Raw genomic sequence first — 13,686 nt, forward strand, 5'->3', positions numbered from 1 at the left:
CCGTCAGGGGATCGGGCGGTCGCCGAGCTTGCAGTCGCGCGGCCGCTCCGGGCGGTCGTCGGTCCAGCCCGTCTCAGACGCCCAGGCCGTGTAGTGCATGAACGTGCCCTTCTGCAGCCCTTCGGTGCTCTCAGCGGCGATCGACGCATTGGTCGCCAGAACGGCGCCGGTCCACGGGTCGAGGATGGTGGTGTACCGCTCGGCCACCTCGTCGTCTTCGCCGAACTCGGCGAAGAAGCCCTCGCTCTTGACGAAGGCGACCGCGAGGCCCGCACGCCCCAGGGGGTCGGTGATCGGGCCGCTCACCTTGGTCGTCGGCAGCCCGGCCACGAGGCGCAGGGCGGCCGCCTTGACCGCGGGCCTGACCGGCATTTCCAGCAGGGCCGTCGACCAGGACAGGTACTCGTCGAAGCTGGACTTGAGCCGGCCGTCCCGATCGGCCTCCCAGTACGTATGGAGCTTCTCCCGCAACTGGGCGGCGTCACCGGGCAGCGCCGCGAGGTCGGCCAGCGTGAACTCGCCCAGCCGGCGGTCGCCGAAGACGCCGCCCGGCTTGGCGGCTCGCGTGTACACGCACCCCCACGGCTTGGTACGCAGCCGTAGCCGCTTGCAGTCCTGCGCACGCGTGCCCGGCGTGCACACCCGCTGGACCCACTCCGGCGAGCCGGCCGCCCGCCAGGCACGCTCGTCAGCAGGAGTGGCCGGGCGCATGAACTCCTGCCGTGTCTGAAGTTGGACAGGGTCCCGGGGATCGCGCGGCTGCCAGAGGTCGGTCTGCGCCGAGTACAGCACGTTGAACGTCTTCCCCCCAGCCCGCACCCGGGTGAGGCCGTTGTTGATCACCGACCTGCGCCAGTACGCGCCCGTGTCGTCCGGCAGCCGGGCGACCTGGTCCGCCAGAGACAGCAGCGCATCGTTGCCGCCGGCCGGGACCAGCATCGGTACCGGCGCGACGGCCAGGTTCGACACCAACGCTATGACGGTCGTGATGACGGCCACTGTGGCCGCCGCTGCCGCCAGAGTCCATCCCCGGATCAGGCGGGGCCGGCCTGTCCGTACGGGCTGGTCCATGGCCGTGGACAGCCGGGCACGGGCCCGCTCGAACACTTCGTCCGATGGCGGTGCGGCGTCGGGCAGCGACCTCGCCAGGAGACTCAGCTCATCCATGGTTCTCCTCCAGGGGGTTGACGTCGCCGAGTGCCTTGCGGAGCTGCTTGCGAGCGCGGCTGAGGCGGGATGCGACCGTGCCCGCCGGGATTTCGAGGGCCGCGGCGACCTCGGCGTGACTGAGGCCGCCCAGCACGCTCAGCAGAACGACATCGCGGTCCCTGCGGTTGAGCCCGGCGAGCGCCCTCGCCAGCCTGCCGGTCAGCTCGCCCGCGGCCACGCGGGTCAGCGCGGCGTCCTCATGACTGTGCTGCGGGCGCTCCGCCGTCCGGCTGAGCGCCTTCCACCTGCGAATCTCGGTACGGCGGTGACGCGCGACGAGATGCGTGGCGATGCCGTACAGCCACGGCCGCACCCCGCCGCGCGAGGCGTCATAGCCGCCCCGGTAGGCGGCCAGGAACACCTCGGCGGCCACGTCGTCGGCGACGTCATCGGACAGCCGCCTGGCGATGTAGCGGTGGATCTCGGCGAAGTGCATGTTGAAGATCTGCTCGAAGCCGGCCCGGAGATCGGGTGGGTGGGCCAGGTCGGGTGGCAGGGCCATACGGGCATCTCCGCTGAGTCGAACGAACGGTGAACGCCCCTTCTTGCCCGGAACGCCGCGATGCTTTCACGGTCCGGGCAGATGGCCATCTTCCGCGAGCGGGTACGAGGCCCGCCCAGCCGGCGGCCGGCCGAGCCTGCGAGTGTGCCGGGTGCCTACGCTTGCTTGGGCTTGGTCGGCTCAGCCGCCGCTTCCGATGCGTGCCCAGGCCCCGGCGAAGGATCCGGCGCGGCGTCCGGTTCGAGCAAAGGATCCGGCGTGGCGTCCGATCGGGGCGAAGGGCTCGGCGTGGCGTCCGATTGGGGCGAAGGGCTCGGCGTGGCGTCCGATTGGGGCGAAGGGTCGTTCGTCGTGTCGAGTTCGAAGGCCGGCTCGGGCGTGGCGCCGGGTCCGGGCAAGGGCTCGGGCGCAGACGAAGCCGCGAGTACGGGCGCAGGCTCGGGCCGCGACGGCCGTGGGCGCCAGAACCCCCGCACGAGCCGCCCCACACTCCCCAAGAGCAGCGGCACCAGCAGCGCCCCGATGAGGATCGGCGAGGCCATGTACCGGAAGTCCTGCGCCGAGATGTTGGCCAGGATCGCGAGCTGCTGCCCGGCCACCACGGCCGCCACCCCCACCACATACCGATTACGCAGCACCCAAGCGGCCAGCCCCACAGCCAGGTACGACAGGTACGCCCACGACGCCCCCCGCCACAGCACCCAGTCGTACTGAGGCGCCAGCGCGGCCGTCAGCCACGAGTCGCCCACTTGGTGCAGCTCCTGGGACAACGGCCGGAGCGAATAGACCCACCGCCCAGGGAAGTCGGTCACCTTCGTGGGCCCCACGTAGGTGTCGGCATTGGGCCGCCGAGAGAACCGGTATGTCGTCCCGCCGGTCGCCGACTCGTCCTGCACCGGCTTCCACGCGATCGCCCCACGGCAGAGCCGGGTGTCGATGACCATGCGAGGCTCGGCGACCAGCAGCCGCCGCCACAGCTCCAGCAGCTCGGTGGCATGCGCGTCGGCTTGCGGCCAGCTGAAGTTCCGCCGCCAGATCAGCGGATTGATCGTGTAGCAGGTGCCGCCCTCCCACCACCGGGTCAAGGGGGCCACCGACGTCATGAGCGCCTTGTCCTGCTCGGTGAACAGGTCGGGCCGGTCCCGGTAGGCCACCGCGATGTCGCCGAAGGCCGTGTGGTAGACGTACGTCTTCGACGGAGCGGCGATCCCGAACTGGGGGAAGACCAGATTGGTGAGGACGAGCGGAAGGGCCGCCGCCACGGTTCCGGCGAGCAGCAGGCGTACCCGCATGGTTTTGACGATCAGCAGCAGCACGACCACCGCCACGCCCACGACGAGGAAGCCGTTCGCCCGGAACAACCCCAGCGCCAGCGTCAGCGCCGCGAGCCCGATCAAGCCCGGCACGGTGACCGCGCGCCGGGCCGCGAAGCGCGCGCACACCCCCGCGATCGCGACCACGCAGATCGTGAAGGGCACGTCCTTCCATAACGTGACCGAGAACGCCCCCACGGGCGGTGCCAGCGGCATCAGCACCACCACCAAAGTGGTGAGCTTGCGTGGCGCGCCGACCGCCTTGAGCGACTGGGCCAGGAATGTCAGCGTTGCCGCCATGGCCGTGGTCTGTAAGAACGTGACGGCGCCCAGATCACCGGTACGGGTGAAGCTCAGCCACAGCAGCGCGTCGTAGAGCACCGAGTGATCGCTGATCCAGGGCCCGGCGATGGTGTGGCTGAGGTAGAGGACGGAGTCACGGCTGAACAGGCCGGGGTAGAAGGCAGCCCACCAGCACCCGAGGACCGCCTGGATGACGAGGAAGGTCGCGAACGCGACCCACGGCCTGGGCTTTTCGACGTTGGTGTCGCTCCCCATGGTTCCAATCCCGAGCTGCCGGGAGAGCGCTAGAAGTAGCTCACCCCGGACTGCGGCCTCTTGCCGCGGAGCAGCGTCGGCACCGTGACCAGGTGGTAGCCGCGCTTTTTGAGCTCCGTGACGATCTCCGGCATGGCCTTTACTGTAGCGGGGACCGTGTCGTGCATGAGGATCACGCCGTCACGCCCGGCCAGTCTCAGCACGGCCGCCTTGATCTTCTTCGCGTCGCGTAACTGCCAGTCGAGCGTCGTCGCCGTCCACAGCACCTGCGCCAGATTCGCCTCATCGGCCAGGCCCAGCACCCGCTCGTCGGTGTGCCCGTACGGCGGGCGGAACATCGTCGGCTGCTGCCCCGTGGCCTGCCCGATCACCTCCTGGGTGACTTTGAGCTCCTCGAGGATCTCGTCGTCGCGGAGCGTCGGCAGCGAGGCGTGGGAGTAGGTGTGGTTGCCGATCGCGTGCCCCTGCTTGACCACCTGCGCGGCGATCTCGGGACGTTTCTCCACCTGCTTGCCCACCAGGAAGAACGTGGCCTTGGCGCCCGCCTTGCCGAGGATCTTGAGCAGGGCGGGCGTCGTCGTGCCGGGGCCGTCGTCGAACGTCAGCGCCAGGCACTTCACCCGGGCACAGTCGACCCTCGCCTGCAAGGCGGTCGCGGGCATGGAGGTCATGGCCAGAGAGGCCGCGAGTAAGGCGTGAATCACCACAAACGACAGCCTAGGCCCAATACCGCCCGCCTGTTGTCACGCTCCCGGCTCACTTTTCCCGGCGGGCGCGCAGGAACAATGTCACGCCTTTGAGCGACTTGACCGGCAGGTACCGTTCGGCGCGGACCACCGCCGACAGGCCCGCGTTGACCAGGACGGGCATTCGCCGCAGGTCGCTGCCCTGGGAGCGGCGGCGGTGCCGGGCCACGAGGGGGCGCAGCAGCACGTTCCAGCTCCAGACGCGGTCGATGTGCAGCCCTGCCCGCTCGACGACGACGGTGAGGGAGTGGCGGGCGTACCTGCGTACGTGGCCGACGGCGTCGTCGTGGGACGACCACAGCGCCATGTCGCACGGCACCGCGATCAGCGCGTGCCCGCCCGGCGCCAGCACCCTGGCGATCTCCGTGGTGACCAGGTAGTCCTCGCGCACGTGCTCCAGTACGTCGAACGCGGTCACCAGATCGACGCAGCCGGACCCGAACGGCAGCTCCCGGGCGTCCGCCTGGACCACCTTGAGCCCGCGCTGCCTGGCCAGCGCGACGGCCGTCTCGCTGGTGTCCGTCGCCGCCGCGTCCCACCCCGCCTCGGCCAGCACCCTGGTGTTCCCGCCGCCTGCGGCGCCGATGTCCAGCGCCCGCCCCGGCCGGCCGAGCTCGCGCAGCTCCCTGCGCAGGATGGCCCGGCGCTCGCGGTACCACCAGTGGGTGTCCTCGAGCTCGATCAGGCGGCGGATCTCTGTGGTTTCCATGGCTTCAGTTCCTCGAGCGGGAGAAGACCCAGCGGTCCAGTGCGGTGAAGCGGATCATGATGAGCAGGCAGTACGTGGCCACGACCGCGGCCACCTCGGCCGGCCGCCCGGCGCCGGGCGGCACCGCGAGCACGGCCATGGTGGTGAGCACGTAATTCGCCAGGAAAAGCGCCGCCGCACGCAGCCGCATGGCGGTACGCCGGCCGAACGTCCAGCGCCGATTCGCCTCGGTATTGAGGATCCCGGTGAGGACGAGCGCGCCGAGATTCGCCGTCGCCGGTGACCAGAATTCGCGGAGCGGAAGATAAATGAGTGAGTACAGGACGACCGAGACGACGCCTATCGCGGCGAATGACATGAATTTCGCCAGGGTCACCGCCCGCGGCCGGGCCACGATCGCGTCCGGGTGCCTCGGCGTGGGCTCCGACCGCGTCACCTCGACCCGCGCCCGGCCCATCGACATCGACCACGCGACCCTGGCCAGGCCCTTCAGGTCGTCGATCGCGGTCCTGACCACGCGTACGCGGGAGTCGATGTCCTCGATCCAGTCGACGGGCACCTCGTGCACCCGCAGCCCGTTGTGCTCGGCCAGCAGGAGCAGCTCGGTGTCGAAGAACCAGGCGTCATCCTCGATCTTGTTCATGAGCGGCCGGACCACGTCGGCCCTGGCCGCCTTGAAACCGCACTGGGCGTCGCTGAACGCGGCGCCGAAACCGTACCTGAGCAGCGCGTTGTAGGCCCGCGAGACCACCTCGCGGCGCAGCGAGCGGCGGGTGCGCGCGCCGGGCGCCAGCCGCGTGCCGACGGCTATCTCCGAGTGGCCGCTGGCCACCGCCGCGACCAGCGGGAACAGGGCGTCGAGGTCGGTGGACAGGTCCACGTCCATGTACGCGACGATGTCGGCCGGGCTGTCCCGCCAGGCCGTGCGCAGCGCCGCGCCACGGCCGCGGATGTCGATCCTGCGGGCGTACACGCGCTCGAACCGTCCGGCCAGCGCGGTCGCGACCGGCCAGGTGGCGTCGGTGCTGCCGTTGTCGACGATCGTGATGCGCCACGGCAGCGGGAAGCCGCCCTCGAGGAAGCGGGCCAGCGTGCGTACGCAGCCGGGCAGGGCCCGCTCCTCGTTGAGCACGGGGATGACGATGTCGACGCTCGCCGGCCTGGCAGCGGGGGCGAGGATGCGGGGGCCCGGCTCCATGGCGGCACGCGTTTCCATAGAATCCCCTGGTCTTTTTGCCTACGGCGTACCCCATGATTTTTCGGTGGCCGTCCACTGCGGCGCGTGCGCTTTCTCGCCACCATTCCTGGAATATGGCAGCTTTTTACCAGGGGAGACTTCGTAAACGGCGGAGGTGGTGTTGCGGAAGCGTAATGCGGCGAACTTCTCCAGCTCTGGATTCAGCCCGGTGAAGAGCCATTTGACGCCGTATTTCCGGGCGAGGCGTTGGACGTTCTCCGCCGACGGCGCCGCGAACGCCGCGTCGTTCGCCGCCAGCCGGGCGGAGTCCGCGAACGGCACGCTGAGGTACGACGTCACGAACAGTTCGGTCCGCGACAGCGTGCTCTCGGCGTACCCCCACCCCTCCACCAGGACCCGCCGCTCGCTGAACCCCGACACCCAGTAGTGCCTGCTGTCGCACCCCGGCACAGGGACGGGACGGCAGTGCAGGTCGGTGGCCACCACGTCGTCGGGCGAGGAATGCTCGCGCAACCACCTCCCCGCCTCCAGCGCCCCGTCAGGGATCAGCCGCGCGCGTTCCCCCTCCATGGGCGTCACGTGCGCGACCACGTCACGGACGGAGGCCGGAACCGCGTACCCCGCCAGCACCCCGGCCACCGCCAGCACGGCCCCGCGCCGCCACACCACCACCGCCCCGGCCACGAGCACGAGGTACGGCACCACCACCCGCTCCAGCGGCCCCCCGGACACGTCGATCTGTGCGACGACCAGCGCCACCCCCACCCCCGCCAGGCAGGGGACCACCGCCCGCGGCACGAGCTGCCCGCCCATGGCCGCCACCACCCCGCACACGGCCGCGATCGACAGGTACGGCCGGACACCCTCCAGGAAGTAGAGCTGCGAGTACGCCGGATGCCCCAGCATGACGGCCGCACCGACGCCCGTGACCCCCATGCCGAGCAACAGCAGCATGGCCGGATCCAGCACCCGGCGCCCCAGCCCCGCCACCCCGCCCCACACGCAGACCAGGCAGAACAGGTGCACGAGCGTCAGCACCACGACCGGCGCCGCCGGCGTGGCGGCCAGCTCGGGCATCCCGATGCCCGCCGCCGCACCCCAGAGCGCCCGCATCGTCGCGAACGGCGCCACCGCCGTCCCATGAGTCCCGCGCCCGAACACCACGAGCTGCGCGATCAGCAGGCATGCCAGCGTGACGGCGGCCGGAACCAGCCACTCGCCGGGCAACCGCCGCTCCACCACGCCCCGCACCGCCACCACGACCAGCAACCCGGCCAGCAGCAACGGCAGGAACGTGGCCTTCGCACCGGCGAGCGCCAGCAGCAGCACCGTCAGCGCCACCCGGCTCCCTGGCCATGTCACCAGCAGCAACACCACGGACGCGAACAGCAACGCCCCGAACGTCTGCGTCGGGCTCGCCCACGCGGTGAACATCGACCGCGAGGTGAAGACCACTCCCTCCTGCAGGACCGGGCTGAACAGGAAGTACGTCACCCCGACCGCCGCCGCCCCGGCCCCCCAGCTCCCGCCGAGCCGCCGCCCGAGCACCGCCACCAGCACGACCATCGCCACCGTCATCGGCAGCGTGGACAGCCGGTAGACCAGCGTCACCGGCTCGATCCCGGTGACCCAGCTCGTGGCGGCCATATCGGCGTACACGAACCAGTGGTAGGACAGCCGCTCGCCCAGCACGGCCGGGAACGTGGGCGGCAGATGGTGCTTGACCTCGCCGACCAGCGCCAGGTGGTAGGGCATGTCCACGTATGCGCTCGCGATCGGCACCCGATAGAGGGCGAGCGTGGTCCACGTGATCAGGTATCCGACCACTCCTGCCAGCGCCCAGGCGCACCACGCCGGCATCCGCTCCTTGACGGCCTCGCCCCGCCAGTGCCGCCGCAATCCCGGCACGCAGGCGAACGTGCCGATCACGGCCACGGGCGGGACCAGCACCAGCAGCGGCAGCCCCACAGCCCGGGCCGGGACGTAGGCCAGCACCTCGACCGCGTAACCGAGTGCCAGCCCGGCCGCGACGTCCTCGGCCATGGACCGCCCGCCGCCGGTCAGCGCCCGCCACAGCAGCGTCCCCGGCAGCGCCACCCCGACCCCGAGATACGCCGAGAAGGCCGCCAGGTCACGCGCGGACACCCCGCACCACAGGAACACGGCCACCGCGCCGGCGGCCACGAACCCGGCAGGCAGCCGGCCCCAGCCGAGCCACCCGCCGGGAGAGCGCGCCGGGCGGTCGAGCGTGCGGTCGGCAGGCGCGATCGTCATCGCAGCACGGTCACCAACCGGGTGAATTCGGCCGGCAGATCCACTCCGTCCCACACCCGATGAAAACTCAGCGCGCCGCCGACCGGCACCATCCGATCGACCCCGCGCCCGGCCAGTATCCTGGCCAGCTCTTCCAACTCGGGCCGCGCGAACCCGAAGTGCGTCATCGTCTGATCGCGCCGCTCGACGAGGGAGCCCAGCTCCGCCAGGGAGCCGAGCCTGGCGTGCGCGAACGTCCCCGCCCCCAGCCACCGCCGCGGCGCCGCGGTCGCGGCCGACAGCATCACGTTGGCCAGCGCGTTCCCACGGAACTCGACGCTCTCCACCAGCCCGTCCGCGGCCAGTCCGTAGGTGGAGACCCGCTTCTCCACGGCCATCGCGGCATCCACGCCCCACCCGCGCACCGTGAGCACCCGCGACACGTGATCGATGAAGTCCGCCCGCGCCGCGTCGCAGTCGCCCTCGGCCCCCACCCAGAACACGGTCCGCGGCGAGGAGCAGGCCGCCTGATCGAACCAGTAGGTGTCGTTGACGAAGCCCTCGGCCACGCTCACCCGCGCGGCCCTGGGCGCGCACAGCCAGGCCGCCGCCCGGATGACGGCGAAGGACGATCGGTCGGGGAACACCAGGTCCCGGGCGTGCGGCAGGAGCGGGTGCCGCCGGATGTCCCGCACCGTACGATCCCCGCCCCACACCACCCGCAGGTCGCAGGCGGCCGAGAGCGCGGCGGTGACGGTGTCGCAGGAGCGGTCATAGGAGACGATTCGCTGCGTCTCGCCGACCACCGGGTCGGCGTCGGCCAGGGCCTCGTGCAGCGTCTCCACGATCACCTCGGCGACCGGGCCGGAGCGCGGCGACAGGCGTACGACGTTGCGGTTGCCCATCAGCGCCGACAGTGCCCAGGAGTAGACGAAGACGGTGTCGACGTTCGCGGGCGGGATGTGGAAGATCAGGCCGCGTGGCACGCGTACGTGCTCGTGCTCGTGCTCGTGAGAAAGCCCTTCCAGGGTGCGGGTCAGCTCGCTGGGGCGCAGGAAGAAGCCGAGCGACCCGAGCTCGGGGTGGCGCCGCGCCAGCGCCGGCCGCAGCAGCCGCTTCCCGAACGCCGCGAGGAACTCCCGAACCCGCGCGTCCCCGACCTCAAGCTCGCCGTGCAGCCCTGCGAGCAGCTCTTCGACAGGTACGGTCGCCGCGTCCGGAAACCGCACCACTGCCTTGGAAGCGTCACCCCGGCTCGCCGCCTCACCATTCGAACCGCCCGCGACAGCGCCATGTGGACCGCCGTCCGTGACGGCGCCAGGTGGACCGCCGCCCAGCGCCGCGCCGCCGGAGTCGCTGACCGGTGTTGTCGTGTTGGAGTGGTTCGGCATCAGCCCTGCCCCATGGTGTCACTGCAGCCGCGCGCCTCCGCCTGCGGCAGCCTGCCGAGGACCGCGAACCGCTTCCCCGGCCAAGCCCCGTCGTCGACGCCGTGTACGACGCCGAGATCCTCGGTGAGCAGCACATGCCCGGGATAGGACGTCGGCAGTGTGCTGACCACCTCGATCAGCCCCGGCACGCCCGGCGGAGCCTCCTGCCAGGTCTCGGGATCACGGATCACGACATCGGCGAAATCAGGGCAGTAGAGCCCATCCCCGTCCGGCCCTTCCAGGAAGACGGTCCCGATCTGCTCCACCATCCCGTAGAAGTTGTGCACCCTGCTCAGCCCGTACTCCGCCGCCAGCCGCCGGCGGAACTCGGCGTTGTCCACCGCCTGCTCCGCCAGCCGCTTCCAGCCGCCGGAATGGATCAGCACCCCCTGCGACAGGTCCGCCCCGAGGCCGCGCAGGCTGAGCCACACCAGGTAGGTGAACCCGAAGATCAGGAATCGCTCGCCCCCGTGCCGCGCCAGGAACCCCTTGACCGCCTCCGCGTCCAGCCGCCCCTGCTCGTCGAGCACGAACGTGTGGTCCCTGCCGAAGTTCATCATCCCGAGCACCCCGGCGCCGCGAGCGCTCAACATCGGATCACGCACCACGGAGCGGCTGTCGACGATCAGCATCGGCAGCCGCCGCCCGCCCAGCACGCCCTTGAGCGTCGCCGCCAGCATGCGTGTCTGCGCCGCGGCCGCCTCCCGGTCGAGGTAGACCCGGCTCGGCCGCTGCCCGGTGGTCCCGCTGGAGGTCAACACCCGGAACACCTGATCTTGCGGCACGCTGCGCAACTCGTGCGTCTTGAACAGCCGCACCGGCAGCCACGGCAGGTCCGCCACCCGCCCGTACGGTGGCGCCGCTCCGATCGCGTCGAGAATACGGCGGTACGGCGGGCACGCCTGCCGGTGCCGCTCGGTCAGCGCGGCCAACTCGGGCGCCAGCACCGCCTCCCGCTCCGCCTCAGCCAGCGTGAACACACTCACCCGCCGCCCCCTGCCTGCGCAACGACCAAGCACGGGACGACCTTCGCTCGCCGGCCCGCAACTGCGAGGCGCGCGTGCGGGCGGGCGGCTGCCTGGCGTGCGTCCGGGCGGGCGGCTGCCTGGCGTGCGTCCGGGTGGGTGGCTGCCCGGCGTGCGCCGGGGTGGGCGGCTGGGTGGTGTGGGCCCGGGCGGGCGGCTGCGTGGTGTGCGTCCGGGTCGGGCAACCGCCCCGAGTGCCCAGCCGCAGGTAGCGCGTGGCCGTTCATGCCTGTGCTTCCAGGGCTCGGTAGTCGACCTTGCCGGTGGCCAGCAGGGGCAACCGGTCGACGCCGCGCACGTCGAACCCGCTCCAATGCACCTGCAACTCGGCGCCCAGCCGCCGGGCCAGTCCCGCGCACCCGGCCGCGTCCAGCCCCTCGGCCCACACCGTCACCCGGTCGTCCCCGCTGGTGGCGGCCACCGGCCCCGCGTCGCGCAGCAGGCGCTCGACGTCGTCGAGATTCACCCGGATCCCGAAGATCTTGGCGATCCGCTTGAGCCGCCCGGTGAGGTAGAGGAACCCCTCGGAATCCAGCCGCCCGAGATCGCCCGTGCGCAGCACCCCGCCCAGAGCGTCCCCTCCGGCCAGGTCCTCGGCCGTCTCCGCGTAGCCCATCATGACGTTGGGCCCGTGGTAGACGACCTCCCCGTCATCGATGGCCAGCCGCCCCCCGGGAACGGCGAGCCCCACCGAGCCGGGCTTGTCGGCGAGCCGGTCCGGCGGCAGGACGGCGATGCGCGCCGTGGCCTCCGTCTGCCCGTACATGACGAAGAACCGGTCCGCCTTCCCCGCGAACTCCATGACCAGCTCGGGACTGAGCCGTCCGCCCGCCTGCGTGAGCGTGGCGACCGTCGGGTGCTCGGAGCGGTCGTAGCGGAGCCGGCGCAGCATTTCGTACTGGTAGGGGACGGCGGCCAGCGACGTGCACCGGTGCGCGTCCAGATGCGTCCAGAACGATCGCTCCAGCAGCCCCGCCTCCGTCAGCATCACGGTCGCGCCCGCCGCCAGATGGCTGTTGAGCACCGACAGGCCGTAGCTGTAGTGCAGCGGCAGGCTCGTGGGCGCGACCTCGTCGGCGGTGATGGACAGGGCCGTGGTGATGGCGGCGGCGTTGGCCAGCACGGCCTGGCGCGACAGGCGGACGAGCTTGGGGTTGCCTGTCGAGCCCGACGTGGCGAGGAGGACGGCCAGGTCGGGATGCGGCTCCGGCGCGCCGCGGCGCGCCGGCGGCGAGCCGTCGGTCGCGTGCGTGAACCCGAGCAACGCGGCGGGCCTGAACCGCCCCACCAGGTCGGCCAGCGTCCCGGCGGACAGGTCGGGGTCGAGCAGTGCGATCGCCCGGCCGGAGCGCCAGGCGGCGAGGTAGCGCAACACGGACATGAGGTTGTTGCGCATGCCGCAGAACAGCGGCCCCGGCCGCAGCCGGGCCAGGGCCTCGGCCGTGCGGGTAACGTGGTGGACCAGCTCGTCGCCGGTGAGGCAGCTCTCCCGGTTTCCGGCGACGACGAGCCGGGCTCGTGGGTGTGGGAATGTCACAGCACCAGCCCGCCGTCCACACCGATGACCTGGCCGGTGATGAAGCACGCGTCGGACGAGAGCAGGAACGCGACGGCGCGGGCGACGTCGTCGGGCCTGCCCAGGCGGCCGAGCGGGGTCGCCGCGATCGTGGCCGCGCGGGCCTGGCCGTCGAGCGTGGCGAGCATGTTCGTCTGGATGTAGCCGGGGGCCACGGCGTTGACCCTGACCCCGGTGGGACCCAGCTCCTTGGCCGCGGCCAGGGTGAGCCCGATGACCGACGCCTTGGTGGCGGAGTAGACCGCCTGCCCCGGACCGCCCGCCCGGCCCATGATCGAGGAGATGAGCACCACGGCGGGGCTGGTGCCCCGGCGCAGCAGCCTGAGTGAGGCCTGCAGGGTGTGTGTCGCGCCCATCGCGTTGACCTCGAAGAGCCGGCTGACCGTGTCGTGGTGGACCATGCCGAGCAGGCCCGCGGCGTGGATGCCGGCGTTGATCACGAGGGCGTCGAGCCGGCCGTGCCGCTGGTAGATCTGCCGCATCATGGCCGAGACGAGAGCGGGCTCCGACACGTCGCCGTGCACTGAATCGGTCAGCCCGCCGGTCTGCGCGCCCACCTCGGCGGCGGCCTTCGCGGCGCGCTCCTCGCCGCGGCCGTGCAGCACGACGGTGTGGCCGCGCGCCGCCAGCGTGGCCGCGACCGCCCGGCCGATGCCCGCCGTCGAGCCCGTGACCAGGGCGACGCGGTCCTCCAAAGCATCGGACGGCAGCAGCGCCGAGGCCATGTCGGCCCGGCTTTCGGGTGGCGGCGCCGAGACCCCGGCGCGGCTTTCGGATGGCAGCGCCGAGGCCATGTCGGCGCGGCCCTCAGCGGGCGGCGGCGCCGATGCCATGCTTCTCCAGCAGCTCTGCCGCCTTCGCGAACGAGCTCATGTCGATCATTTCGGTCGTGTCGATCATGATGGAGAACTCGTCCTCCATCGCGGCGACCAACGCCATGTGGGCCAGTGAGTCCCACTGCGGGATGGCACGGTATTCGAGGCCGTCGACGTCGGCGTCGGCGGGAAGGTTGAGCGCCCTGCGGAAGACGGCCCGCAGGCGATCGAGCTGATTCATGATCATCTCACTCTCTGTCCTCAAGCCACGACGTAGTGTAGCGGCACTTTCGAGTCAGGAGAAACCAAGCCCCCGCGCCGGGTAATGGAACTGTATAACGGCGCGTGCGGC

At 71.4% G+C, this 13,686-nt stretch carries 12 protein-coding genes; all 12 read right to left on the minus strand.

Annotated elements, in window-relative coordinates; translation table 11 throughout:
* Positions 1-3: 3 nt before the first annotated feature.
* Positions 4-1,167 (minus strand): CU044_5270 family protein, encoded by a 1,164-nt coding sequence (locus ACTMTI_RS00565; RefSeq protein ID WP_441117436.1) that lies wholly within the window; start codon positions 1,165-1,167, stop codon positions 4-6.
* Entirely contained in the window at positions 1,160-1,711 is a 552-nt protein-coding gene (locus tag ACTMTI_RS00570) for an RNA polymerase sigma factor (protein ID WP_441117437.1), read from the minus strand. The genes ACTMTI_RS00565 and ACTMTI_RS00570 overlap by 8 nt, the downstream gene beginning before the upstream one ends.
* A 155-nt stretch (positions 1,712-1,866) precedes the next feature.
* Positions 1,867-3,582, minus strand: a complete 1,716-nt coding sequence (locus tag ACTMTI_RS00575) for a hypothetical protein (RefSeq protein ID WP_441117439.1) — start codon at positions 3,580-3,582, stop codon at positions 1,867-1,869.
* 29 nt (positions 3,583-3,611) lie between these two features.
* Positions 3,612-4,289 carry a polysaccharide deacetylase family protein gene (locus ACTMTI_RS00580; RefSeq protein ID WP_441117440.1) on the minus strand — a complete coding sequence of 226 codons (678 nt, stop codon included), beginning with the start codon at positions 4,287-4,289 and terminating at the stop codon, positions 3,612-3,614.
* Positions 4,290-4,338: 49 nt separating this feature from the next.
* Positions 4,339-5,037, minus strand: a complete 699-nt coding sequence (locus ACTMTI_RS00585; RefSeq protein WP_441117441.1) for a class I SAM-dependent methyltransferase — start codon at positions 5,035-5,037, stop codon at positions 4,339-4,341.
* A gap of 4 nt (positions 5,038-5,041) precedes the next feature.
* A complete protein-coding gene (locus ACTMTI_RS00590; RefSeq protein ID WP_441117442.1) occupies positions 5,042-6,253 on the minus strand; it encodes a glycosyltransferase in 1,212 nt (403 codons plus the stop codon).
* A 21-nt stretch (positions 6,254-6,274) separates the two neighbouring features.
* A complete protein-coding gene (locus ACTMTI_RS00595) occupies positions 6,275-8,509 on the minus strand; it encodes a hypothetical protein (RefSeq protein WP_441117443.1) in 2,235 nt (744 codons plus the stop codon).
* A complete protein-coding gene (locus ACTMTI_RS00600; protein ID WP_441117445.1) occupies positions 8,506-9,720 on the minus strand; it encodes an acyl-CoA reductase in 1,215 nt (404 codons plus the stop codon). The genes ACTMTI_RS00595 and ACTMTI_RS00600 overlap by 4 nt, the downstream gene beginning before the upstream one ends.
* A gap of 158 nt (positions 9,721-9,878) precedes the next feature.
* Positions 9,879-10,904 carry a LuxE/PaaK family acyltransferase gene (locus ACTMTI_RS00605; protein WP_441117447.1) on the minus strand — a complete coding sequence of 342 codons (1,026 nt, stop codon included), beginning with the start codon at positions 10,902-10,904 and terminating at the stop codon, positions 9,879-9,881.
* Between the two features lie 262 nt (positions 10,905-11,166).
* Positions 11,167-12,480: an AMP-binding protein gene (locus ACTMTI_RS00610; protein ID WP_441117449.1), complete on the minus strand. Its 1,314-nt coding sequence runs from the start codon at positions 12,478-12,480 to the stop codon at positions 11,167-11,169.
* Positions 12,477-13,352, minus strand: a complete 876-nt coding sequence (locus ACTMTI_RS00615; protein ID WP_441117451.1) for an SDR family oxidoreductase — start codon at positions 13,350-13,352, stop codon at positions 12,477-12,479. The genes ACTMTI_RS00610 and ACTMTI_RS00615 overlap by 4 nt, the downstream gene beginning before the upstream one ends.
* Complete coding sequence (locus ACTMTI_RS00620; RefSeq protein WP_441117452.1) at positions 13,327-13,575, minus strand: acyl carrier protein; 249 nt, start codon at positions 13,573-13,575, stop codon at positions 13,327-13,329. The genes ACTMTI_RS00615 and ACTMTI_RS00620 overlap by 26 nt, the downstream gene beginning before the upstream one ends.
* Positions 13,576-13,686 lie beyond the last annotated feature (111 nt).

The organism is Nonomuraea sp. H19, from assembly GCF_052068215.1.
Taxonomy (GTDB): Bacteria; Actinomycetota; Actinomycetes; order Streptosporangiales; family Streptosporangiaceae; genus Nonomuraea.